Genomic DNA, 22943 nt, shown 5'->3' with positions numbered 1-22943 from the left:
TCCAGGCCAGACGCTAACGGATTGCCAGGCAAAAGCCGTGATGCGGTGCACGATGGATGCCGAGCAGGCCGTCTCGGCAACGATGGCAACAGCACAACGCCTTCACCGTTGCCGCACTAGCGTGCGCCATCAATCAACGGCGGTCAGGACACACGATGCTGGACGTGCAAACACGCGTGCGCTTCTACGAAATGATGCACCTTGGCATGCCATGGTGGGAGTTCGTGCTGCGTGCGGTAGCGGTCTATACCGTGGTCCTGCTGCTGACGCGCATGACCGGCAAACGCGCGCTGGGCCAGTCCACGCCGTTCGACGTCCTGCTCATCGTGCTGCTGGGAACCGCGGTGCAGAACTCGTTGATCGGCAAGGACGTTTCGTTGCTGGGCGGCATGATCCTGGCCGTCACCCTGCTGGCGTTGAACTGGTTGGTGGGCATGGCGACTGCGCGCAGCCGGCGGCTCGATACCTGGGTGCAGGGCACCCCCGCGCTGCTGGCGCGCGGTGGCGAGATCTACTGGAAGGAGCTGGTTCGCCACAACGTCAGCTATGCCGATTTCGAGGTGGCAAAACGCAAGGCCGATTGCCGCGGCGATGCCGATATCGACATGGCGATCCTGGAAACCTCCGGGGAGATCAGTATCCTGAAAAAACGCTAGCGCGCAGGCCGGCGTGCACGCGGGACGTGCCGCCGCGTCGTCGTGGCGGCCAGCCTGGCGCATGCGCGCCGACTGGCGGCTCAGCGGGCCTTGCAGAACAACGCCAGGTCCACCGACTCGGCCATGCGCTGGTAACCGGCATCGTTGGGATGCAGGAAGTCGCGGGTCAGGGCGGCGGGCAACCACTCCGGCCTGGCGGGGTCGCGCAACGCGGCGTCGAAGTCGATCACCGCATCGAATGCCTGCCCCTCGCGGATGAACCCGTTGAGCGTCTGGCGTGTGGCCGCCGCCACCGGTTCGTAGCGGTCGGAGTTGCCGAACGGGGTCAGCGTGGCGCCGATCACTGCGATGCCGTGTTGCTGCAGCCGGGCCACGATCTGGCGATATCCCAGCACCATGTCGGCGGCATTGCGGCCGGCAATTGCATCCGGCGGACCGCTGTGGCGGATGTCGTTGATGCCTTCGAACAGGATCACCCGGTCCACCCCGGGCAGCGCCAGCACGTCGCGATCCAGCCGCGCCAGCGCGCTGGGGCTGCGGCCGACGTCGAGCAGCTTGTTGCCGCTGATGCCGGCGTTGAGCACCACCACGCTGCCGGGGCAGCGCTGCTCCAGCCGCCTGGCCAGCAGGGCCGGCCAATCGCCATTGGCGCCGCGTGTGGCGGTGGCGCCTTCGGTGATCGAATCGCCCAGCGCCACCACCACCGTCTGGCGTGGATGCGGCGGTTGGACGTAAAGGGCCGAGATGACGTTCTGGCGATACGCCAACGCGTTGCTGTCCGGTACCTCTCCCTGGCCCTTGACAACCCGCACCGCCGTGCGGCGTACCGCCGGGCGCGCCGGTGTGGGGAAATACAGGCTGACCGCCACATCGCCCAATGCCGGTGCACGCAGCGGCACCGGGTCGCTGAGCAGCACGCCGCCGGGCGGCACGGTCACGCTGGCGCGCCCTTCGAAGCGCAGCGGTTGCGCGTCCCCGGCGCCGCCGAGCAGACGCGCCGTGCCCGCAGCGACCGTCAGCGGTGCGGTGCCCAGCTCGTTGCTGATGCGCACGCGCAGGGCCACTGCCGCACTGCCCAGGCGCATGTCCTGGCGCACCGTTTCATCGGCAAACTGCAGCGGCGTGTCGGCGCCGCCGTCGAGCCGGTCCGGCGTTGCCGAGGCGATCCAGGCCGGCACCCAGCGTGGCGCGGGGTGTGCCATGGCCGGGCCTGCCAGCACCACACTCAGCGTCGCAGTCATCATCCATCGCCAGCGCATGCAGCACTCCTTTGTCGATCAGGAAAAGAACACGCCGCCGTTGACGTCCAGGTTGGCACCATTGATGAAGCTGGCCGCATCCGATGCCAGGTACAACGCCGCATCGGCGGCTTCGTCGGGGCGGCCTTCGCGTCGTAGCGGGGTGGCATTGGCGACGAAGGCGCGCACTTCCGGCTTGGTGAAGTCGTCGTGGAAGCGGGTGGAGATCATGCCGCAGCACAGGGCGTTGACGCGGATGCCGCGCGGGCCCAGTTCCTTGGCCATCGCGCGCGAGAAGGTCATTACCGCCGCCTTGGCGGTGGCGTAGATGGCCGCACCCGGTCCACCGCCATCGCGCCCGGCAAGCGAGGCGAAATTGACGATCGCGCCGCCTTCGCGCATATGCGGCGCCACCGCCTGGGTGGTCAGGTAGACCGATTTGAGGTTGAGGTCCATCACCTGATGGAAGAAGGTCTCGTCGATGTCGGCCAGCGGCTTGCGCGCCAGCATGCCGCCGGCCACGTTGATCAGCACATCGATGTGCTGGCCGAAGGCGGTGCGCGTGGCGGTCAGCAGGCCGGCCACGGCGGTGGCATCGGTGACGTCGGCGCGGTGCAGGATGCCCTGGCCGCCGGCGGCCTGCAGCTGCGCCAGCGTATCGCGCGCGCTGGCGTCGTCGTTGGCGTAGTTGATGCAGACCTTGGCGCCGGCCGCAGCCAGCTTGAGCGAGATGGCGCGGCCGATATCGCGGCCACCGCCGGTGACGATGGCGACCTTGTCGTGGAAATGCATGCGGGTGTGTCCTGTTGGTGTGGGGAAAGCGGAGTAGGCAGCGGGCACGCTCAGGTGCCCGCCGCGTCGAGTCGGTGGATACGGCCAGTGACCAGCCACAGCGCGGCCAGCGAGGCCGGCACCAGCGCGGCGACCAGAATGAACATCGGTGCGTACGAGGTTGCGGTCATCACCGGGACCAGCCAGGTGGTGATCAAGGTGCCGGCCACCGCGGCCATGCCGCCGATGCCGGCCAGCGAGCCGACCGATTTACCGGCGAACAGGTCGCCGGGCAGGGTCTGGATATTGCCGATGGCGATCTGGAAGCCGAACAGCACGGCGGCAATCGTCAGCACCGCCATGCGCGGGTCGGCTGCCTGCACGGCGCCGAGCAGCGCCGGCGCCATGATGGCCCCGCCCAGGGTGATGGTCCATTTGCGCGCGCGGTCCACGCTCCAGCCGGCCGCGATCAGCCGCCCGGACAGCCAGCCGCCGCACAGGCTGCCCAGCATCGCGCCGACGAACGGCACCCAGGCGAATGCGCCGATCTGCTTGATGTCGAAGTGGAAGGTCTCGGCCAGGTAGATCGGCAACCACGACACGAACAGCCACCAGATCGGGTCCAGGAAGAACCGCGCCAGCACGATCCCCCAGCTTTGCCGGTGCGACATCAGCTGACGCAGCGTGGGCAGGTAGGCCGGCGGCGGCGCGCTGCCGGCGTCGGGTACATCCAGGATCAACGCACGCTCGGCCGCGTCGACCCAGGGATGCCGGTCCGGCCCGGCGCGGTAAATCACCAGCCACGGCAGCAACCAGAGCATGCCCAGCACGCCGATCAGCACGAACGTGCCTTTCCAGCCGAACGACAGGAACAGCAGCGCGATCAGCGGCGCCGAGACGATCGCGCCGATGGAGGCGCCGGCATTGAAGATGCCCTGCGCCAACGCACGCTCTCGGGCGGGAAACCATTCCGCATTGGCCTTGACCGCGCCTGGCCAGGCGCCGGCTTCGCTGATGCCCAGCAGTGCGCGCACCACCGAGAACGCCATGATGGAATGGGTGAGGGCATGCAGCGCGATGGAGAGCGACCACACCGCGATGGACAAGGCAAAGCCGAGCCGGGTCCCGATGATGTCGAACAGCCGCCCGAACACGAACTGCCCGGCGGCATAGAACAGCATGAAGATGGTGACCAGCAGCGCGTAGTCTTCCTTGGTGGCACCGATGTCGCGCGAGATTGCCGGCCACATCACCGCCAACGCGTTGCGGTCAATGTAGTTGATCACCGTGGCCACCGCGATCAGCGCCACGATCAGCCAGCGCACCGCCGAGCGCTTGCCCGCGGGCCGCGTGCCGGTGGCGCCGGTGGAGACGCTGCTCATTGCGCACCTGCGGTGCGATCGAAGCGCGCATAGCCGCCGCGCCAGCTGTAGTGCTGACCGGCGGCCTGCACCTGGTGGCTGCGTTGTGCATCGGCGTCGTCGGCCACCGCCAGCGCGATGCGCTGGCCGCCGACCAGGGTGAGCACGATCACCTCGGCATCGTCGCCGCGCACGCGCTCGATGGCGCGGATGCGGCTGTTGGCACCGCGTACGTACTCGGCGGTGCCGTTGTATTCGCCATGCGGTTCGAGCACGCCGAAGAAGCTGACATTGGCCTGCCCATCGACACGCTGGATCAGCGCCGGTTCGCGGCGCAGGTTGAAGTTCGGGTCGTTGGCTCCGCTTTCCACCAGCAAGGCACGCGCAGGCGCGCTGCTGCCGAAGCGGTAGCTGTAGAAGCGGCCGGCGAGCAGCCAGCTCAGGCTGCGCGTGTCGGTGCTGGCGTCGCTGGAGGCGTCCACCCACAGGTGCTGATAGCCGTTGGCCTTGCCCAGTACCGGGCGTTGCGTCAGTGCGCGCTCTGCCTTGAAGCCGACTTGCATGATCTGCCCGTTGAAATGCAGCGGCAGGTCGTAACGTGCCGGAGCGCTGGCGTTGACGCGCAGCAGGTCGACCACCACCGGCAGGCGCAGCTCCGGGTGCGACAGCAGCGCCTGGGTGCGGGTGAAGGTGACTCCGTCGTAGGCCTGCTGCATGCGCGCCGACACGATCTGGGTGTCGGCAGTGCTGGCGAACAGCAGCTGCGTCGGCGCGTGTTGCTCGCCCACTTTCCAGTCGCCGTTGAAGTGGCTGGTCTCGTTCACCACCAGCGTGTTGTGCGCAACGGTCTGCTTGGCCCAGCTGGTGTTTTCCGGCAGATAGATGCCGCCGGCCTTGGCTTCCACATTCAGGAAACGCGCCGCGCCGTAGTCGGTGACCACGCGCTGGCCGTTGTCGTAGAACAGCCAGTTCAACTTGTCGAAGTGGCCGTGGCCCATGCCTTGCGAGGTGTTCTTCATCACCAGCGTCTGGCCGTCTTCGCCGCCGCTGCGCAGGATCGCCAGCGCGCCCTGGTCGCCCTGTGCGCCATCGCGCAGCAACACGCTGCCGAAGGCGAACGGTTGGGCGCGGTCCTGCGCGAGCGCGCTGGCCACGGCCAGGCCTTCGGGCGTGAGCAGCACGCGGCGCTGGCGTTGTGCGACGGACAGCAGCTGCGCATCGTGGGTCTGCGCGTAGGCGATGCCGATGCCGGCCACCAGTTCTTCGGTGTCCAGGCCCTTGTCGAGGATGGCGTCGTTGATCGGGAAGAAATAGCCGCCGTAGCTGCTCTGCACCAGGCTGTTTACGGCCTTGAGCAGCACGCCGTCGCGACGCTGGAAGATGCGCTGCTGCGGCTGGTTGCGCTCGATCGCATTGGCGAACAGCACGAACGGCGCCAGGGCATAGCGTTGGTAGTACGGGCCTTCGGCGTAGTAGCCGTCCGGCGAGAACAGCTGGTCCACCTGCGCCAGGAAGCCGGCCTTGCCATCGCGCCTGCTGCCGCGCAGCGCCTTGTCCACCAGCGCCTGATCGCGCAGCACGTAGCCGGTCATGCCGACCGCGGCCACCGCCCAGGTGGCGTGGTTGTGGACCTTGTCGAAGTTGTCGGCGCTTTCGTCGCACAGGAACTGCGCCATGCGCGCGAACACCTCGCGGTCGATGGTGGCGCGGTCCTGCGCGCTGAGCGTGTCGCGGATGGCGTCGTAGCCCTGGCTTGCGTAGACCAGCCACACCGAGTCGTTCAAGGACTGCCAGAACAGCCGCCCCGGAACCTGGCCGCGCCCGGCCGGGTGTGCGCCCAACGTGGGATACAGGCGTGCGTAGGCCAGCAGCACGTCGCGCGCATAGTCGGCATAGGCGCGATCGCCGGTGAGCCGGTACAGCGCGCCGGCCGCCTGGATGGCCTGGTAGTTGCGTTTGTGCTGCTCGTGGCTGGCGCCGCCGCCGGGATCGCTGGGCACCGGCACGTCCACCCCGGCCCGCATCGCCGCGCGCACGCTGGCTTCTGCGCGTGCCTGCTCGCGGTCGAACACCGGCAGCCTGGCGCCAGCGCTGGCCATCTCGCGCCATTGCCGGGCGGTGACCAGCACCGGCGCGGCGTCGGTGGCGTGCGGTTGCGGCTGCGCCGCTTGTTCGGCTGCGGGTGACGGGGCGGCGCTGCAGGGCAGGGCGCTGCCGGCGCTGACCAGGACCAGCAGCAACAGGCGGGTGGAACGGGTCATAGCAGGGGCTCCGCTGCGTCGGGGTGCAGCGCCGGGGTGCCGACGAACTGGTTGCCGCTGGCGATGAGGTGGGGCGTACCGGTGGTGCGCTGCGCCAGGATCGCGGCGCTGTCGACGAAGCGGTTATTGCGCAGCGCGATGCGCTGCACGCCGTGCAGGCGCAACGACGCATCCGCAGCGCGGCCGACCTGCGCGAAGTGCGAGTCGCTCACCTGCAGCACCGGGCCGAAGGTGCTTTCGTCGCGGCCACCGCGATACAGGTCCAGCACCGGCCCGGCGACGCGGTGGAACTGCGACTGCCGCACCGTCACCCGTTCGACGTTGTAGGTGCCGCGATCGTCGGTCTCGGCGTGCGCGGACAGCACCCGGCCGGAGACGTCCTCGACCAGCAACCTGTCCAGCAGGATATGGTCGGCCAGGCTGCCCTTGCCGAGTGCGATCACATCGAAGCCGGGTTGCGCGTGCAGATGATGCAGGTGCATGTCGCGCAACGTGAGCTGGTACTGCGCCACCGCGCTGCCGGGTGCGGTGCGGATCACCGCATTGCCCGGCTGCGCGGGTGCGGCGCGGCCATCGATCTCGAGCCGGGCCAGGTTGAGCGAGCCGCCGGGTGCGATCTGGAACAGCGCCGGCTGCGAAAAGCGGATGCGCGCGCGGCCGCGTTGCGGGCCTTCCAGCGTCAGCGGCCGGTCCACGTCGAGGATGTCATCGACCTGGTAGCGCCCTGCGTCCAGTTGCAGGCGATCGCCGGGGCCGGCGTTCGCCACGGCATCGGACAGGCTGCCCTGACCTGCCCGCACGCGGGTGCGGCGGCCGCTGTCGGTGACTGCCGGCGCTGCCTGCTTGGGGTACCAGCTCACGCCCACCTGCGTGCGCGCGATGTAGCTCAGCGCCGGGTCGGCGCCGACGCCCGTGGCGTTGTCGGCGACCAGCAGGCCGGTGCTGGCGCGGGTCATCGTCACCTGGCGGCTGTTGACGCCGCCGGGCAGGCGGGTGGAGGCCAGCGGGCTTTGCAGGTTGCTGGTGAAGGCAATGCCGGACAGATCGCCCAGCACGCGCACCGGGTCGGACGCGGCCACGATGAGGTTGCCGGCAAAGCGGCTGTTGATCGGCGCGGCGGTGCGCTCGGCATCCATGCCGGCGCCGAAGAACAGCTGGTTGACGGTCACGAAGGTGTTGCGCTCGATGCGCGCCTGGTCCACCTGCACGTAGCGGTTGGCGGGCGAGTTGGGCACCCCGTACATGATGCTCAGCGCCGACGAATAGCCATCGCCGGCCAGGTTTTCCAGGTAGTTGTGGCGCACGGTCTGCTTGCGGTTGATCACGCGGATGCCGCCGGTGTCGGCCTTGCCGTCGCCGAAGAACACGTTGCGCTCGACCAGGTTGCCATCGCCATGCCGCAGCACCAGCGCGCCGCGCGACTGCTTGAACACATTGCCACGGTAGGTGTTGCCGCCGGACTTGTTGGAGACCACCTCCACCTCGCCGTCGCAGCCCTCGAACCAGTTGTTGTCCACCACCGAGTTGGAGGCGCTGTCGGCATCGCTGCTGGTGCCAATGCGTAGCGTCTCGCCGCCATTGGCGCCCAGGTTGGGACGTGGCCCGAACCAGTTGTGGTCGATGCGATGGCGATTGTCCAGGCCCTGGGTGGCGTCGCGCACCACCACCAGGGTGGGGCCGGCATTGGTCTTGCCGACCAGCTGGTTGTGGTCGAAGCGGTTGTCGCTGTCGTACAGCGCCACCCAGTTGTCCGAATCGCTGCGGGTGGGCTTGCTGAAGCCGTCCACCACCACCCCGGTGATGCGGCTGTGGCGCGCGCGTTCCTTGCTGGAGATGCGGTACGACAGCACCGCATCGCCCGGGCTATGGCCGTCGCGGAACACCAGGTCCGATACCACCAGGTAGGTGCCGGCCATCTGCAGGTCGGAGGTGCCGCTGATGATCACCTTGCCGGGCGTTTGTGCGGTGAGGGTGATCGGCTGCTCGGCGGTGCCTTGCCCGCGTAGCACGATGGCGAAATCCCGCCACTGCCCATCGGCCAGCACGATGCGATCGCCGGCACGCAGCGCCGCCGCCGCCACGGCGTACTCGCTCTGGTCGTGCACCAGGTACGAGGTGGCCTGGGCCGAGCCGATCCAGGCGGGCGCGCACAGCAGCAACAGGTAGGCAAGGGAGACGGGGGATCGCATCGGGATGCTCCTGGACGCTGGCGCGTCGGTGATGGACGAGGGTAACAGTGCAGACTGGATCGTCAACCAAAATAGTAGTCCAGTTGGTCTGTATTGAAGCCTGTGAATCGCTCTATGTCATGCTGCGAATGCACAAAAAAATTACGAAAACTGGCCTAGTGATGCGGTTGGTCGGGTAAATCGAAGAAATGATTGACTTGGCGTTAGTCCGCGTGGAGTCTCCACCACGCTCGGTCTCGAGCGTCCTTTGGGAGGAGGAATTGTGCGGTGTTTAGAACTAAACCAATCACGTAGACCAATTAACCGTAACGCGTTGGCCCAGGCGCTGCTGAGCGCGCTTGCGCTGGCAAGCGCACAGGCAGCCGTGGCCCAGCAAAACGATGCTGGCCAGCAGGCACCGGAGCAAGCGCCCACCACGCTGGACCAGGTCAAGGTCACCGGCATCCGCAGCTCGATCCAGTCGTCCATCGACAGCAAGCGCGAGCAGACGGTGGTGGCCGACGTGCTGTCGGCAGAAGACATCGGTGACCTGCCGGCGCTGTCGATCGGCGAAGCGATCGAGACCATCACCGGTGCGGCCACGCACCGCGAAAAGGGCGGCGCGTCGGAGATTTCCATCCGTGGCCTGGGGCCGTTCCTGGGCTCGGCCACCTTCAACGGGCGCGAGGCCAGCAACGGCAGCGGCGACCGCTCGGTGAACTTCAACCAGTTCCCCTCCGAACTCATCAACACCGTGGCGATCTACAAGACCCAGCGCGCCGACTTCGTCGAAGGCGGCATCGCCGGCACGGTCAACATGCAGACCGTGCGGCCGCTGGAATTCGGCAAGCGCCGCGTACAACTGGACGGGCGGGCGACCTATGCCGATGGCGACAGCAAGATGCGCGACGCCGATGGGGTGGGTTGGCGCGGCACCGTCAGCTACCTGGACCAGTTCGATCTGCGCGGGGCCGGCAAGCTGGGGGTCTCGCTCGGCCTGCAGCGGCTGGAAGGCACCAACCCGGAAGAGGTGATGAGCAGCAGCTCCACCTGGACGGCCTGCAACGCCAACGAGGTGGTGGGCGCCAGCCGCAACTGCACCGCCGTGACCCCGGCGCAGGTGCAGGCGGGGACGCCGTATTACCTGGCGCCCGGCAGCCGCGTGTACCGCCAGATCAGCGAGCACGATCAACGCGACGCGGCCTTCGCCGCGCTGCAATGGCGGCCTTTCGACGGCCTGGATGTGGCCCTGGATTACCAGGACTCGCAGCGCACCGTGACCGAAGACCGCGCCGAGCTGAACTTCTCCGAGACCCTGCGCAACCTCAACAACCGCCAGGTGGGCGACAACGGCGCCTTGCTCGGCCACACCGGCAGCAGCACGGTGGAATCCTCCACCGACTACAAGGTGCGCGACGAGCAGTACCGCGGTGGCGGGCTACGCGTGGAATGGCGCCCGAACGCGGCCTGGATGCTGTCCACCGACCTGTCGTATTCGCGCACCGAGCGCAGCGAGATCGACCGCCTGATGCGGCTGCGCTCCAATGCCACCGATATCAACGGCAACCGCGTACCCGGAATCAACGGGCAACGCGTGGACTACACCTATACCTATGCCGGCGATGTGCCGGGGATCGTAGTCGATCCCGCGTTCGACCTGAACAACCCGGACAACTTCAGCGCCGCCGCGCGTGCGCGCCGCGACGAGTTGCGCCGCGAGCACACCATCCGGGCCTGGCGTTTCGATGGCGGCTTCACCCCGGAAAGCGGGCTGCTCACCTCCATCAAGGGCGGCGTGCGCCTGTCCGAGGCGACCTACCGCGACCTGGACGACCGCGTCGAGCGCAATGTCACCGATCCGGCCACGATCCGCGCCGCCAACCTGGCCTGCCGGCAACCGTTTCCGCAGGAGGATTTCCTCTCCAGCGCCAGCGGCAACACCATCCGGCAGTGGGCCACCTTCGACAGCCGCTGTCTGTTTGCCGCCATCACCGGCGTGGACGACACCGGCCGCAATGCCGACCCGCGCGGCACCGCCGACTCCGACGTGGAGGAGAAGACCCGCGCGCTGTATGTGATGGGCGAGTTCGCCAGCACGCTGTTCGGGCTGCCGTTGGATGGCAACCTGGGCGTGCGCTGGGTGCGCACCGACGTCAGCTCGGTGGGATTGCGCGGCGAGCTGGACGTGATCGACAACCCCGACGGCACCATCCAGCTGGTAGAAACCGGACGCTTCGCCGCGCAGACGGTGCGCGCGTCCAACCGCGTGTTCCTGCCCAGCTTCAACGCCAACATCGGCCTCACCGAGCAGACCCAGCTGCGCGTCGGGCTGTACCGGGCCATGGCGCGCCCGGATCTGGTGGCGCTGTCTGCCGGACGCACCTTCATCCTGGAACCGGGGACCGAATTCAATAGTGTCGGCGAGGCAATCGGCAGCATCACCGCCACCGGCAACCCGCGCACGCAGCCGCTGCTGTCGTCCAATGCGGACGTGTCGCTGGAGTGGTATCCCAATGCCGACTCCCTGCTCAGCGCCGCGGTGTATTACAAGCAGTTCACCGGTGGCGCGGTGCCCACGGTGGTGGACGAGCGCTTCGTCATCGACGGCACGGCGGTGGTGGTGCCGGTGGTGCAGGACGTCACCACCCGGCAAAAGAGCGACCTCACCGGGCTGGAGCTGACCGGCACCCACCGCTTCTCCTACCTGCCTGCGCCGTTCGACGGCCTGGGCGTCAAGCTGAGCTACAACTACGCCGATTCCAACTACAAGACCCAGGATCTGCGCCTGGGCGACCAGGTCGACCCGGCCACCGGCCTGGTGAGCGGCGGCATCGTCGCGCCGGCCAATATCTTCGGCCTGTCGCGGCACGTGTTCTCCGGCCAGCTGTATTACGCCATCGGCGCGGTCGACCTGCAGGCCATCTACAAGTACCGCTCCGAGTATTTCCAGAAGTTCGTCGGCGCCCCGGCGCAGAACCGCTACGTGCGCGACAGCGGCACCCTGGACCTGCGCGCCAGTTACCGCGTCAATGCGCAGCTGTCGGTGTCGCTGGAGGCTTCCAACCTGACCAACGAGCCGCGGATCTCCGACATGCCGGTGCCCGGCAGCTTCCGTGAGTACAACACTTACGGGCGACGCTATTATTTGGGGGTGCGCTACCGCTTCTAGCGTCGCCCACCGGCGCCGCTTCCGCTGCGCCACCTGTCCGGCACCCGCGTGCCGGGCCGATCACCCTGAGGGTTTGAGTCGCCGATGTCCGAAAACCGCCTGTACCACTCCGTTGCCGCCAAGATCCGCGCGCTGATCGACACGGGCGAATTCCCGGTCGGCTCGCGCCTGCCGGGCGAGCGCGAGTTGGCCGAGCGCTTCGGCGTCAGCCGCGTGACCGTGCGCGAGGCCGAGATCGCGCTTGAGGCGCAGGGCCGCATCGTGATCAAGATCGGCTCGGGCGTGTACGTCAAGCCTCGCCTGGCCTCGGACGAGGGCGCATTGCCGGATGTCAGCGCGTTCGAGCTGACATCCGCGCGCGCGGTGATCGAGGCGGAGGCGGCCGCATTGGCGGCCAGCCACATCACCGATGCGGAACTGGACGAACTGGGCGGCATGATCCAGGCGCTGTCCGCACCAGGGCTCAGCGATGCGGCCGCTGCCGAGTACGACCGCGCCTTCCACCTGGCGATCGCGCGTATCAGCGGCAACCCGGTAGTGGCGTACTGCGTGCAGTTGATCTGGCGCATGCGCAACGAATTGCCGCGCGTGCGCGAGGTATACGCGCGGGTCTGCCACGACGACGGCGCCACCCGCGTGGACGAACACACCGCCATCCTGCAGGCCCTGCAGCAACGCGACCCGGTGGCGGCACGCACGGCCATGCGCAACCATTTCCAGCGCCTGTTCGAATCCATGCTGGAAGCGACCGAGAACGACGCACTGGCGGAGATCCGCCGCCGCACCCAGCAGGACCGCGCGCATTTCCTGGCGGCCACGCGCACCTGACCGCATGTGATGGTGTGTTGACGCGCTGCGTCCAACGCCAGCGGCACCGCTTGCGTGCCGCTGCCGCTCGATCCTGCGAAAGACCCATACTCCAGTCAGCCAGATGTGGCGTCTGCCCTGGTTCGGCACCACCGACACGCGGCTGATCCGGTTGTTGCGCCAGCGGTCACCGCGGACGCTGCAGGACAAGACACTGCAGGCGCGTCCGCCCTCAGGCAGATGGCTCTACCTGAGGGGGCGTGGGCACCTGCAGTGCAGGCCTCAGTCCGCCATCACCTTGTCCGGCGTCATCGGGGTGCTGCGGATGCGCTTGCCGGTGGCATGGAAGATCGCATTGCAGATCGCCGCCGAAACACCGACCAGGCCGATTTCGCCCACGCCTTTTGCGCCCAGGCTGCTGACGATGCGGTCGTCCTCGTCGGCGAAGATCACATCGATGTCGTGGATGTCGGCATTGGCCGAGACGTGATACATCGCAAAATCGTGATTCATGAAACGGCCGAAGCGGTGATCGGACTGGGTGTGTTCGTGCAGCGCCTGGCCGATGCCCCAGACCACGCCGCCGACGATCTGGCTGCGCGCGGTGATCGGGTTGAGGATGCGCCCGGCTGCAACCGCGCTGACCACGCGGGTGACCCGCACCGTGCCCAGCTCGTCGTCAACCCGCACTTCCACGAACACCGCGCCATGGGTGGCGCGGGTGTACTTGCGTTGCTTGAGTACATTGGGCAGCAGCAGGAACTTGTCCTCGATCTGTTCCAGCTGAGCGGCGCGCAACAGTTCGGTCAGGGCAATGGTGGTACCGGCATCGGCGCGTAAGGCCAGCGTGCCATCGGCAAACACCACCTCGTCCAGCTTGGCCTTGGTAAAGCGCGAATTCGGCAATGCCTGCGCCAGGCGCAGCAGCCGCGCGCGCAGCTTCGCGCACGCGCCATCCACCGCCGAGCCCACCGTGGTCACATGCGACGAACCGCCTTCGATCGGCGCGACCGGCAGGGACGAATCGCCGAGCTGGAAGGTGACCTGTTCCAGTGGCAGGCCCAGTGCTTCGGCCGCGATCATCGCCATCACCGTATAGGTGCCGGTGCCGATATCGCTGGCTGCGCTGCTCACCACCAGCCGGCCGTCGGCGTGCAGCACGGCATGCGCGCGTGCAAACATCTGCATCGCATCCCATTGCCCGGTGGCCATGCCCCAGCCGACCCATTCGTTGCCTTCCTTGCGCGCGCGCGGCTGCAGCGGACGCTGCGCCCAGCCGAAGCGTTCGGCACCTTGCTGGTAGCACGCGCGCAGCGCCTTGGTGGAGTAGGGCTTGTCGTCGGCCGGGTTGACCTCGGCATAGTTCTTCAGGCGCAGCGCCAGCGGATCCATGCCCAGCTCATAGGACAGCTCGTCCATCGCCACTTCCAGCGCATGCACGCCATGTGCGGCACCGGGTGCGCGCATGTCCATCGGGCTGAACTGGTCCAGGCTCACCAGGTTGTAGCCCAGATGCACGTTGTCGCAGGCATACAGCTGCCCGCTCCAGTTGACCACCACTTCGACGTAATCCTCGATGCGCGAGGTTTCGGCGATGGCCTCGTGCCAGATCGCGCGCAAGCTGCCGTCGCGGTCGGCGCCGAGCTTGAGCCGTTGCAATGTTTCCGGGCGATGGCCGAAGGTGAACATCTGTTGCCGCGTCAGCACCACGCGCACCGAGCGGTCCAGCAGGATCGAGGCCATCACCGCCAGCGGCAACTGATACTGCGGGCGCAGCCCGGAGCCGAAGGCGCCACCCACGTACGGATTGCGCACGGTGACCTTGCGCTTGCTCAGGCCGAACACATGCGAGACGTACCAACGGCTGTTCTGCGAGCCCTGGGTCTTGTCGTAGATGGTGAAGTGACCATCGGCGTCGCGGATCACCGTGGAGGCGAACAACTCCATCGGATTGTGGTGCTCCACCCCGCTGTAGTAGTCGGCCTGCACCTGGACAGCGGCATTGGCAAAGGCGGTGTCCGGCTCGCCCTTGTCCTTGGGCGGCGGCGAGAAACCGGCCTTCATGGCCTTGGGTTTGTGCGCACGGTCCAGGTTGGTCATCAGGTTGGTGTCGTGCGGGTCCTGCAGCAGTTCCACCTCTACCAGGTGCGCCGCATGGCGCGCCGCTTCGAAGGTGTCGGCCACCACCAGGGCGATCGGCTGGCCGCTGTACAGGATCTTGTTGTCGTACAGGGGCCGGAACGGCGAGCCGGCCGGTGCGGTCATGTCCTTGTAGAACACGTCCATGCCGCGCATATGCGGGCGGTTTTCATGGGTGACGATCTCCAGCACGCCGGGCACCGCACGCGCGGCAGCGAGATGGAAGGCGACGATCTCGCCCTTGGCGATGCTGCTGTTGACCACCACGCCGTAGGCCAGATCCGCGACCGGCCATTCGGCGGCATAACGCGCCTGGCCGGTGACCTTGGCGCGCCCGTCGATGCGGGTGACGCCGGTGCCGGTGGGGCGATAGCCGGTGCCGCTGTCGGCAACCGGCGGGCTCAGGTCGTTGTTGGATACATCGGTGCTGCGTGCGTTCATAGCGCTTCCTCCAGCGCGCTGGTTCGCCCGCGGTTGTCGATAGTGCCCGCGCGGGCAACGTCCAGGGCACGCACGATTGCGCGGCGTGCCAGCGGCAGCTTGAAGGCGTTGTTGCCTTGCGGTTGCGCACCCTGCAGCAAGGCGTCAGCCAGGTTGCCGAAGCTCTCGGTCGTGGCAGGTTTGCCCACCAGCTGCGCTTCGGCGTCGGGGTTGCGCCAGGGCTTGTGCGCCACGCCGCCCAGGGCCACGCGCACCTCGCGGATGTTGCCGTCCTCGGCCAGGTCCAGCGCCGCCGCCACCGACACCAGCGCGAAGGCATACGACAGGCGCTCGCGGATTTTCAGGTAGGCGCTGTGCGCGACGAAGCGCTGCGCATCGGGCAGATCGATATGCACGATCAATTCGTCCGGGGCCAGGGTGCTGTCCAGCTCCGGGTGCTCGCCGGGCAGGCGGTGGAACTGCGCGAACGGGATGTCGCGCTCGCCGTTGGGGCCTTGCACGTGCACCACCGCGTCCAACGCAGCCAGTGCGACGCACATGTCCGACGGGTGCGTGGCAATGCACTGCGCGCTGGTGCCGAGGATGGCGTTGTAGGTGGTGAGCCCGCCGATCGCCGAGCAGCCGGTTCCAGGCGCACGCTTGTTGCACGGGGTGGCGTGGTCGTAGAAATACAGGCAGCGCGTGCGCTGCAGCAGGTTGCCGCCATTGCTGGCCATGTTGCGGATCTGCGGCGAGGCGCCGGCCAGGATCGCCGCACTCAGCAAGGGGTACCGCGTCTCCACATCCGGGTGGTAGGCGGTGTCGGCATTGCGTGCGAGCGCGCCCAGGCGCAGGCCACCTTCGGCAAGCGCGCTGATGCCGTCCAGCGGCAGGCGATTGATATCGACCAGGCTGCCCGGCCGCATCAACTGCAATTTCATCAGGTCGGTGAGATTGGTGCCGCCGGCGATCAGGCGCACCGGCGCTTCGGCGGGCACCGGGTGCGGGTCGCTGCCGCGCACCGACAGGGCAGTCAACGCCGCATCGACGCTGTCCGCGCGCGTATAGGTGAGCGGGATCATGCCGGCACCGTCCCTGGCGTCCACGGCGTGGCGGCGCTCTGTCTGCTGTCGGCGGGCTTGCCCATGACCTGCATCACCGCATCGGTGATCTGCGGGTAGGCACCGCAGCGGCACAGATTGCCGCTCATCAATTCGCGCACCTGGTCGCGGTCGTGCGCCTTGCCTTCAGTGATCAGGCCCACTGCCGAGCACAACTGCCCGGGAGTGCAATAGCCGCACTGGAAGGCATCGTTCTCGATGAAGGCACGCTGCAGCAGATGCAGCTGTTCGCCCTCGGCCAGGCCTTCGACGGTGGTGATCTCGGCGCCGTCCTGCATGACGGCAAGCGTCAGGCAGCTGTTGATGCGGCGTCCATCGACCAGCACCGTGCAGGCGCCGCATTGGCCGTGGTCGCAGCCTTTCTTGGTGCCGGTGAGGTCGAGCCGGTCGCGCAATAGATCGAGCAGGCTGACCCAGGCTTCGAGCTGCAATTGGTAAGGCTGACCATTAATGCGCAGGTTGACCGGGTAGGTCGGCGCAGCAGTGGCGGTGGCCGGCGCCAGATGAGTGGCAGTGGCGGGCGTGGCATTCATGCGAACCCCGTGGCGATGGCTGGGAGGAGGGCCACCACCTTGACGGCGATGTGGTCAACGCGGAGTGACCGCATGGGTGATGCATGTGCCTAGATGGCAGCCTGATCGCAGTCCAGCTGCGGCACTGTGATGGTTGCACGCCTGCACGTACGGGCAGGCGTCACGCGCAGTACACCCTGACCGCGCGAGCTGAACTCCTCAGATACCCCTGCATGCTGCTGCGCATGCGTCCCAGCTGCTGCGACACCGCGCCGCTATCCTTACCGTATGAACAAGCAGTGGCAGCAATGAGCCAGCGCGGCGGCAGTGCAGATCTTCCGCTGCACGGCGGGCGCGTGCCGCAGTGGCTGGGCGAGCGGATGACACGCTTGGGCACGGTGATGTGCGAGGCGATCGTGCACAGCTACGGGCGCGACGAATTGTTGCGGCGCCTTGCACACCCGTTCTGGTTTCAATCGTTTGGTGCGGTGATGGGGATGGACTGGCATTCGTCCGGCATCACCACCAGTGTGATCGGCGCGCTCAAGCGCGGATTGACGCCATTGGCGGGCGAGCTTGGCATCCATGTGTGTGGCGGGCGCGGCCGGCACTCGCGCGCCACGCCTGCCGAGTTGTTGGCAGTGGGCGATGCGGTCGGGCTGGATGGCGCCGCCTTGGCGCAGGCCAGCCGCCTGGTGGCCAAGGTGGATAGCGCTGCGGTGCAGGATGGCTTTGACCTGTATCTGCATGGCTTCATCGTCAGCGATGACGGGCGCTGGGTGGTGGTGCAGCAGGGCATGCATGGTGAGCGCAAGCAGGCGCGCCGTTATCATTGGCTTTCCGAAGGGTTGAGCAGTTTTGTCGATGCGCCGCATGCGGCAATCGACGGCCGGCACCAAGGCAATATCGTCAATCTTGCCGACCATCGCGCCGCGGCCTCGCGTGAGGCGCAGGTGGCGTTGTTGCGCACCACCGCGCCGGATCAACTGGCCCGGCAATGGCAGCGCATCGCCGATGCGGCAGCACCTGCGCCGCTTGCGGTGCAAGTGCCGGTGACCGGCGATCTGTTTGCCGGCCATGCCTGGGACCCGGCGCAGCAGCCGCATCTGTCCATGCCCGATCACCATGAGGTGCGCAGCGAGAACGTGATTGCACGGCGATTGCACGCGAGTCTGGCTGCGGCAGCAGAGGCAGGCCCGACGGATTTCACCGCGTTGCTGCAGGTGCCAGGCGTCGGCGCACGCACGTTGCGCTCGCTGGCGATGGTGGCCGAAGTGGTGCATGGCACGCCCTGCCGTTTCAGCGACCCGGCGCGCTTTTCGCTAGCCCATGGCGGCAAGGACCGGCATCCGTTTCCGGTGCCGACCCGTGTGCTCGACCACACCATCGGGGTGCTCAAACATGCGATGCAGCAGGCCAGGTTGGGCAACGAGGAACGGCTACAGGCGATTGCGCGGCTGGATGCGCAGGCACGCCGGCTCGAGGCCACCGCGCAGGGCCCAACGGTTGAGGACTACATCGCGCAGGAGCGCGCTGGGTCGCACCGTTACGGCGGGCGCAGTGTGTTCGGTTGGGAGCAGGCGCCGGAGACGGGGCAAGCCGCGGTGCCGACGCGTGCACGTGCAGGCCGGCGATGAGTGCGCGGCGCAGCACCACACCCGTGGCGACCGATGGCCGCTGTTTTACCTATGTGTTTCCGTGCCAGTGGGAAGACCATTGCAAGATCGGTTTTTCGCGCGATCCGTTGGGACGCATCGGCAGCCTGCATCCGCGCTGGTTCGATTTTTTCGATCTGGAGCGTGGGCTGCTGGTGGAAACCGAACGCGAGCGCGATGCGCGCGATCTGGAGCTGCAACTACGTCGCCCGCTGCTTGCGCACAACGCACCGGCGCCTATGGCGATCCGGGCGATAGCCGGTGGACATACCGAGTGGTTCCGTGGGGCGAGCGGTGCACTGCAGCTGGCGGTGGAGGACTTGCAGGCGCGCGGGTATCGCGTGTTCGTGCTGCGCGATTGGCTGCAGGCGGCGATGGCGCAGCGGATCGATCGGCTCTACGACTGGTCGGCGGTGCAGTTGAGCCAGGACGAACTGGATGGTCTGGTGGCAACGACAGCAGCGCAACGCGCGCTGCGCGATGTCCTCGATGGCTACCTTGCACTGGATCTGCCGCTGCAGGCGCACCTGCCCGGGCAGGTCTGGACCTGGTATTGCCGCAGCCGGTAGGCATGTTGCCAACGCGTTGACGCATGCGCGGTCAGCATCGCCGCAGTTCATCAGGAGATGCCGCATGCAAAGCGCACAGCTGACGTTGACTGACGCGTTCAAGGTGCTGTTTTCGGTGCGCCAGGTGCAGGCCGCCGAAATGGTGATTGCTCCTGGCGATGGCGAAGGTGGGCCGGACAACCGTCACCGCGGTTCTGATCAATGGGTGTATGTGGTCGACGGCAGCGGCACTGCCGTGGTGGATGGACGCACGCATCCGTTGCAGGCCGGCAGCTTGATTGTGATCGAGTGTGGTCAAGCGCACGAGATCCGCAACACCGGTATCACCCCGTTGAAGACGGTGAACTTCTATCATCCCCCTGCATACGATGCGCAAGCAGAACCCTTGCCGGCCGGTGCGTCATAAGCCGGCGTTGTCGTGTGCATCGCTGCGTGTGCAGGCGCCGACGCAGTGCCGGCCGCATCGGCGGGCATCGCTGGCGCTCCAACGTTTTGTGAGCACCACAACCACCAGATGGCCCTGCCCCTGCAAGCGCACACGTGGGCGCAGCCATGAGGAAAAGTCGGCCTTGCCCCACACGCCACCGGCCAATCCCATCAGGGCGACGTATTTCTCTTCCTGCGGCGCCATGAGCTTGGCATCGTTGAGCATCAGAAATACGCGATAGCACATATGGGCAGTGTGCTTGTTGCCATCCACGAACGAGCGATGGTGTGCCAGCCCATAGGCAAGGCTTGCGGTCAACTCCACCAGGTCCGGCAGGGGATCGCCATAGGAGAACAGCTGTTGCGGACGTGCCAGTGTCGAGTCCAGCAATGCCTCGTCGCGCACGCCGGCAACACCGCCGTGTTCGCTCAATTGACGCTCAAGGATGGCCAAGGCAAGTCCATGCGTGATCCACACGACCATGCGGGTGTTCATCTGGCCAGCTTGTTCAGCACCTGACGGTCCTTGCGCATCACCTGCTCGGCCACAGCCATCTGCGCTGCCAGGGTCGGGTCGAACGCGGTCAGCTTGATGCCGTCGGGCGTCTCAAGCGCATACAGTTCGTCGCCCTTGCCCAGGGGCAGGCGCAGGCGGGCAAGCAGTTCCTTTGGCAGGATGACGCCAGCGGAAATGCCGATGGAGGCGATCTTGAGCTTCATGGCCGACCCCTTTGTCAGGTAACAACTTGGTATCCGGCAGAGCGCAAGCCCGTCCTGGCTGAAGCGGCTCAGCAACCTGCATGCGCCGATCTCGCCTGCTGCGACCGAGAGGTGTACAAATGTACACCTTGTCCCGGCCGGCCGTTGCACTTCCATGGAATCTCTCTCCCCCAAGCGTCAGGCCGTGCTGGCTTTCCTGCAGGAGCAAGCCCGCGCGGGGGTGTCGCCCAGCCTGGCCGAGATTGCGCAGGCGTTCGGGTTCGCCTCGCGCAATGCCGCACAGAAGCATGTGCAGGCGCTGGCCGAGGCCGGGTTGATCGAGCTGCTGCCTAATCAGAAGCGGGGCATCCGCATGCCGGGCGGCGCCGCGCGCGATGCGTTGCTGGCCTTGCCGGTGCTGGGGCGGGTGGCGGCCGGTGTGCCGATCGGGGCGGATATCGGCCTGGACCGGCAGCTGTGGCTGGACCGCGCGCTGTTCGCGTTGCGCCCGGACTATCTGCTGCAGGTGCAAGGCGACTCGATGATCGACGACGGCATCCTGGACGGCGATCTGGTCGGCGTGCATCGCAGCAGCGAGGCGCGCGATGGGCAGATCGTGGTGGCGCGGGTGGATGGCGAAATCACCATCAAGCGGCTGGAGCGCGGTGCCGAACGCATCCGCCTGTTGCCGCGCAACCGCGCGCATGCGCCGATCGTGGTGGCGGCCGATGCCGACTTCGCGATCGAAGGACTGTACTGCGGTCTGATCCGGCAGGGTTGAAATGAGCCAGGAGCCCGCGCGCATCAGGCAGGACGGCAACGCGGCAGTCGCCCTGCCGCTGGACGCCCTGCTGGCCGCGCGCACGGTATGGCGCGCGGGACATGGCACCGCCATTGCCCATGGCGGCGAATCCACCGGGCATGCGGCACTGGATGCGCTGCTGCCCGATGGCGGCTGGCCGCGGCGGGCACTGACCGAGTTGCTGCTGCCCGCGCACGGCGTGGGCGAGATCGCCTTGCTGTTGCCCACACTGGCGCGCATGACCGGCGCCAGCAACCGGGTGGTGCTGGTGGCGCCGCCGTTCATTCCCTACGCGCCGGCCTGGCAGGCGGGCGGGGTGGTGCTGGAACATCTGGAAGTGGTGCAGGCCGAGCCGCGCGATGCCTTGTGGGCGTTCGAACAATGCCTGCGCAGTGGCGCATGCGCGGCGGTGCTGGGCTGGCCGCAGACCGGCGATGCGCGCGCATTGCGGCGGCTGCAGGTCGCCGCCGACAGCGGCAACTGCTGCGCGTTCGCGTTGCGCGATCGCAAGCATGCGGTCAACGCATCGCCGGCCGCGCTGCGGCTGGAATTCCTGCCGGAGCGCGATGCCTGGCAAGTACGCAAGTGCCGCGGCGGGCAAGTTCCGTCGCAGCCGTTGCGGCTGGCGCATTGAGGCGCGCATGTTGTGGGCCTGCATCTTGCTGCCGCAGCTGGCGCTGGACGCCGTCCTTCGGCGTCTGGAAGAACCGCTGGCACCGCTGGTGTTGGTGGAAGGGCCGGCGCAGTTGCGCAGCCTGCATTCGGTCAATGCAGCGGCCGCCGCTGCCGGTCTGAAAGCCGGCATGCGGCTGTCGGCGGCGCATGCGCTGATGTCCCATGTACGCACCGTCGATTACGAGGCGCAGGCTGAGGCGCGCACGCAGCGGTTTCTTGCGGCGTGGGCGTACCGGCACAGTTCGCTGGTGAGCCAGCAATGGTCGCGCGCCATCGTGCTGGAGGCCGGTGCCAGTTTTCGATTGTTCGGCCCGTGGCCGCGTTTCGAGCGCCGCCTGCGCGATGAACTGCAGGCCTTGGGCTTCCGGCACCGGCTCGCACTGGCACCTACGCCGCGCGCCGCGCGCGTGCTGGCCGGTTTGCGCGATGGCATGGTGGTGACGCAGTTGCCGGCCTTGCACAGCACGCTGGACAAGGTGCCGGTGCGCCGCGCCGCGTTGCCGGGCGATGCCGGCGAGCGCCTGCAACACATGGGCGTGCGCACGCTGGCGGCGGTGCGCGCGTTGCCGCGCGATGGGCTGCGCCGGCGGTTCGGTGCGGGCCTGCTCGAGCATCTGGACCGCCTCTACGGCCAGGTCGACGATCCCCTGGAGTGCTACGCGCCACCGGACCACTTCGACCAGCGCGTGGAACTCGGCTACGAGGTGGAAATGCATCCGGCGCTGCTGTTCCCGCTGCGGCGCCTGATCGGCGACCTGTGCACCTACCTGTCCATCCGCGACGGCGGCGTGCAACGGTTCCTGCTGCGGCTGGAACACGAACAAGGCGCCACCGATGTCGAGATCGGCCTGCTGACGCCGGAGCGCGCGCCGACGTTGTTGTTCGAGCTAGCGCGCAACCGGCTGGAGCGGGTGGAGATCCCGCGCCCGGTGGTGGCGATGCGGCTGCTGGCGCGGCAGCTGCCGCCGTTCGTGCCGGCCATGCGCGATCTGTTCGATCAACGTGCGCAGCAATCGGTGGAGTGGCCGCAATTGCGCGAGCGCCTGCGTGCGCGGCTGGGCGATGAGGCGGTGTATCGCGTGCTGCCGGCCGACGACCCGCGCCCGGAACGTGCCTGGCGGCGCGCCATCGGCGACGCGGTGCGCGAAACCCATGCGCCGCAGCGTCCGCCGCGCCCCACCTGGCTGTTGCCGCAGCCGGTGCCCCTGCACGAGACGCAGCTGCGCATCATCTCCGGCCCGGAGCGGCTGGAAAGCGGCTGGTGGGACGACGACGAGGCACGCCGCGATTACTACGTGGTGGAAACCGCACGCGGACGCCAGGCCTGGGTGTTTGCCGCGCCAGGCCGTGTCGATGGCTGGATGCTGCACGGGTGGTTCGCATGATCCGGCGCACTCCGTTGCAGCATCGCAGCGTTGCCTGCCGGGCCGATCGTCGCAGCGGTGCCGCACGCGTGCGATGCCACGCAGCGAAGAAGCAACCGCAACGCGTCGA

At 67.6% G+C, this 22943-nt stretch carries 18 protein-coding genes and 1 pseudogene; 9 read left to right on the top strand and 10 right to left on the bottom strand.

Features of this window, described 5'->3' with window-relative positions:
- Nucleotides 1–155 precede the first annotated feature (155 nt).
- The gene (locus FHT08_RS08240) at nt 156–656 is read left to right on the top strand and encodes a YetF domain-containing protein (protein WP_166774840.1); all 501 of its coding nucleotides are present in this window, start codon (nt 156–158) and stop codon (nt 654–656) included.
- Between the two features lie 80 nt (nt 657–736).
- Here the strand turns inward: FHT08_RS08240 and FHT08_RS08235 are convergent, their stop codons facing one another.
- Genes FHT08_RS08235 through FHT08_RS08215 form a run of 5 tightly spaced genes read right to left on the bottom strand, consistent with a single transcriptional unit; the run spans nt 737 to nt 8476 of the window.
- Nucleotides 737–1915 (bottom strand): SGNH/GDSL hydrolase family protein, encoded by a 1179-nt coding sequence (locus tag FHT08_RS08235; RefSeq protein ID WP_243848994.1) that lies wholly within the window; start codon nt 1913–1915, stop codon nt 737–739.
- An 18-nt stretch (nt 1916–1933) separates the two neighbouring features.
- Entirely contained in the window at nt 1934–2686 is a 753-nt protein-coding gene (locus FHT08_RS08230) for a glucose 1-dehydrogenase (RefSeq protein ID WP_166774839.1), read from the bottom strand.
- A gap of 50 nt (nt 2687–2736) precedes the next feature.
- Complete coding sequence (locus tag FHT08_RS08225; protein ID WP_166774838.1) at nt 2737–4047, bottom strand: MFS transporter; 1311 nt, start codon at nt 4045–4047, stop codon at nt 2737–2739.
- Nucleotides 4044–6287 carry an oligoalginate lyase gene (locus FHT08_RS08220; protein WP_166774837.1) on the bottom strand — a complete coding sequence of 748 codons (2244 nt, stop codon included), beginning with the start codon at nt 6285–6287 and terminating at the stop codon, nt 4044–4046. The genes FHT08_RS08225 and FHT08_RS08220 overlap by 4 nt, the downstream gene beginning before the upstream one ends.
- Nucleotides 6284–8476 carry a polysaccharide lyase 6 family protein gene (locus FHT08_RS08215; RefSeq protein WP_243848993.1) on the bottom strand — a complete coding sequence of 731 codons (2193 nt, stop codon included), beginning with the start codon at nt 8474–8476 and terminating at the stop codon, nt 6284–6286. The genes FHT08_RS08220 and FHT08_RS08215 overlap by 4 nt, the downstream gene beginning before the upstream one ends.
- Nucleotides 8477–8840: 364 nt before the next feature.
- Here FHT08_RS08215 and FHT08_RS08210 point away from each other — a divergent pair, with 364 nt between their 5' ends.
- Nucleotides 8841–11624, top strand: a complete 2784-nt coding sequence (locus FHT08_RS08210; protein WP_343204139.1) for a TonB-dependent receptor — start codon at nt 8841–8843, stop codon at nt 11622–11624.
- An 84-nt stretch (nt 11625–11708) separates the two neighbouring features.
- Nucleotides 11709–12452: an FCD domain-containing protein gene (locus FHT08_RS08205; RefSeq protein WP_047124158.1), complete on the top strand. Its 744-nt coding sequence runs from the start codon at nt 11709–11711 to the stop codon at nt 12450–12452.
- A 261-nt stretch (nt 12453–12713) separates the two neighbouring features.
- Here the strand turns inward: FHT08_RS08205 and FHT08_RS08200 are convergent, their stop codons facing one another.
- From FHT08_RS08200 to FHT08_RS08190, 3 genes are read right to left on the bottom strand one after another with little or no spacing between them, the layout of a single operon-like run.
- On the bottom strand, nt 12714–15011 hold the full coding sequence (locus tag FHT08_RS08200) for a xanthine dehydrogenase family protein molybdopterin-binding subunit (RefSeq protein ID WP_166774835.1): 2298 nt from the start codon (nt 15009–15011) through the stop codon (nt 12714–12716).
- Nucleotides 15008–16096: a xanthine dehydrogenase family protein subunit M gene (locus FHT08_RS08195; protein ID WP_166774834.1), complete on the bottom strand. Its 1089-nt coding sequence runs from the start codon at nt 16094–16096 to the stop codon at nt 15008–15010. The genes FHT08_RS08200 and FHT08_RS08195 overlap by 4 nt, the downstream gene beginning before the upstream one ends.
- The gene (locus tag FHT08_RS08190; protein WP_104538294.1) at nt 16069–16644 is read right to left on the bottom strand and encodes a (2Fe-2S)-binding protein; all 576 of its coding nucleotides are present in this window, start codon (nt 16642–16644) and stop codon (nt 16069–16071) included. The genes FHT08_RS08195 and FHT08_RS08190 overlap by 28 nt, the downstream gene beginning before the upstream one ends.
- A 287-nt stretch (nt 16645–16931) precedes the next feature.
- On the opposite strand from FHT08_RS08190, the gene FHT08_RS08185 reads away from it, so the two are divergent.
- The 3 genes from FHT08_RS08185 (at nt 16932) to FHT08_RS08175 (ending at nt 19253) form a co-directional block, all read left to right on the top strand.
- Nucleotides 16932–18260: a DUF763 domain-containing protein gene (locus FHT08_RS08185; protein WP_166774833.1), complete on the top strand. Its 1329-nt coding sequence runs from the start codon at nt 16932–16934 to the stop codon at nt 18258–18260.
- The gene (locus FHT08_RS08180) at nt 18257–18847 is read left to right on the top strand and encodes a GIY-YIG nuclease family protein (RefSeq protein ID WP_104538292.1); all 591 of its coding nucleotides are present in this window, start codon (nt 18257–18259) and stop codon (nt 18845–18847) included. Before FHT08_RS08185 ends, FHT08_RS08180 begins: the two co-directional genes overlap by 4 nt.
- 64 nt (nt 18848–18911) lie before the next feature.
- Nucleotides 18912–19253: a cupin domain-containing protein gene (locus FHT08_RS08175; protein WP_166774832.1), complete on the top strand. Its 342-nt coding sequence runs from the start codon at nt 18912–18914 to the stop codon at nt 19251–19253.
- A gap of 120 nt (nt 19254–19373) precedes the next feature.
- Here the strand turns inward: FHT08_RS08175 and FHT08_RS08170 are convergent.
- Both FHT08_RS08170 and FHT08_RS08165 read right to left on the bottom strand, forming a co-directional pair.
- Nucleotides 19374–19757, bottom strand: a pseudogene (locus tag FHT08_RS08170) (type II toxin-antitoxin system death-on-curing family toxin); the annotation flags it as partial.
- An 8-nt stretch (nt 19758–19765) separates the two neighbouring features.
- Entirely contained in the window at nt 19766–19993 is a 228-nt protein-coding gene (locus tag FHT08_RS08165; protein WP_166774830.1) for an AbrB/MazE/SpoVT family DNA-binding domain-containing protein, read from the bottom strand.
- A gap of 154 nt (nt 19994–20147) precedes the next feature.
- Here FHT08_RS08165 and lexA point away from each other — a divergent pair, with 154 nt between their 5' ends.
- The 3 genes from lexA to FHT08_RS08150 are packed head-to-tail and all read left to right on the top strand — an operon-like array spanning nt 20148 to nt 22834.
- Nucleotides 20148–20753 (top strand): transcriptional repressor LexA, encoded by a 606-nt coding sequence (lexA, locus tag FHT08_RS08160; protein ID WP_166774829.1) that lies wholly within the window; start codon nt 20148–20150, stop codon nt 20751–20753.
- A gap of 1 nt (nt 20754) precedes the next feature.
- Nucleotides 20755–21408: a translesion DNA synthesis-associated protein ImuA gene (gene imuA / locus FHT08_RS08155; RefSeq protein ID WP_166774828.1), complete on the top strand. Its 654-nt coding sequence runs from the start codon at nt 20755–20757 to the stop codon at nt 21406–21408.
- Nucleotides 21409–21415: 7 nt separating this feature from the next.
- On the top strand, nt 21416–22834 hold the full coding sequence (locus FHT08_RS08150) for a DNA polymerase Y family protein (protein ID WP_166775430.1): 1419 nt from the start codon (nt 21416–21418) through the stop codon (nt 22832–22834).
- The last annotated feature ends 109 nt before the right edge of the window (nt 22835–22943 follow it).

Origin of the sequence: Xanthomonas sp. CFBP 8151 (assembly GCF_011761885.1) — a bacterium.
In the GTDB taxonomy this organism is placed as follows: Bacteria; Pseudomonadota; Gammaproteobacteria; order Xanthomonadales; family Xanthomonadaceae; genus Xanthomonas; species Xanthomonas arboricola_B.
The sequence above is the reverse complement of the archived record's forward strand: the minus strand, read 5'-3'. Positions and strand labels throughout refer to the sequence as shown.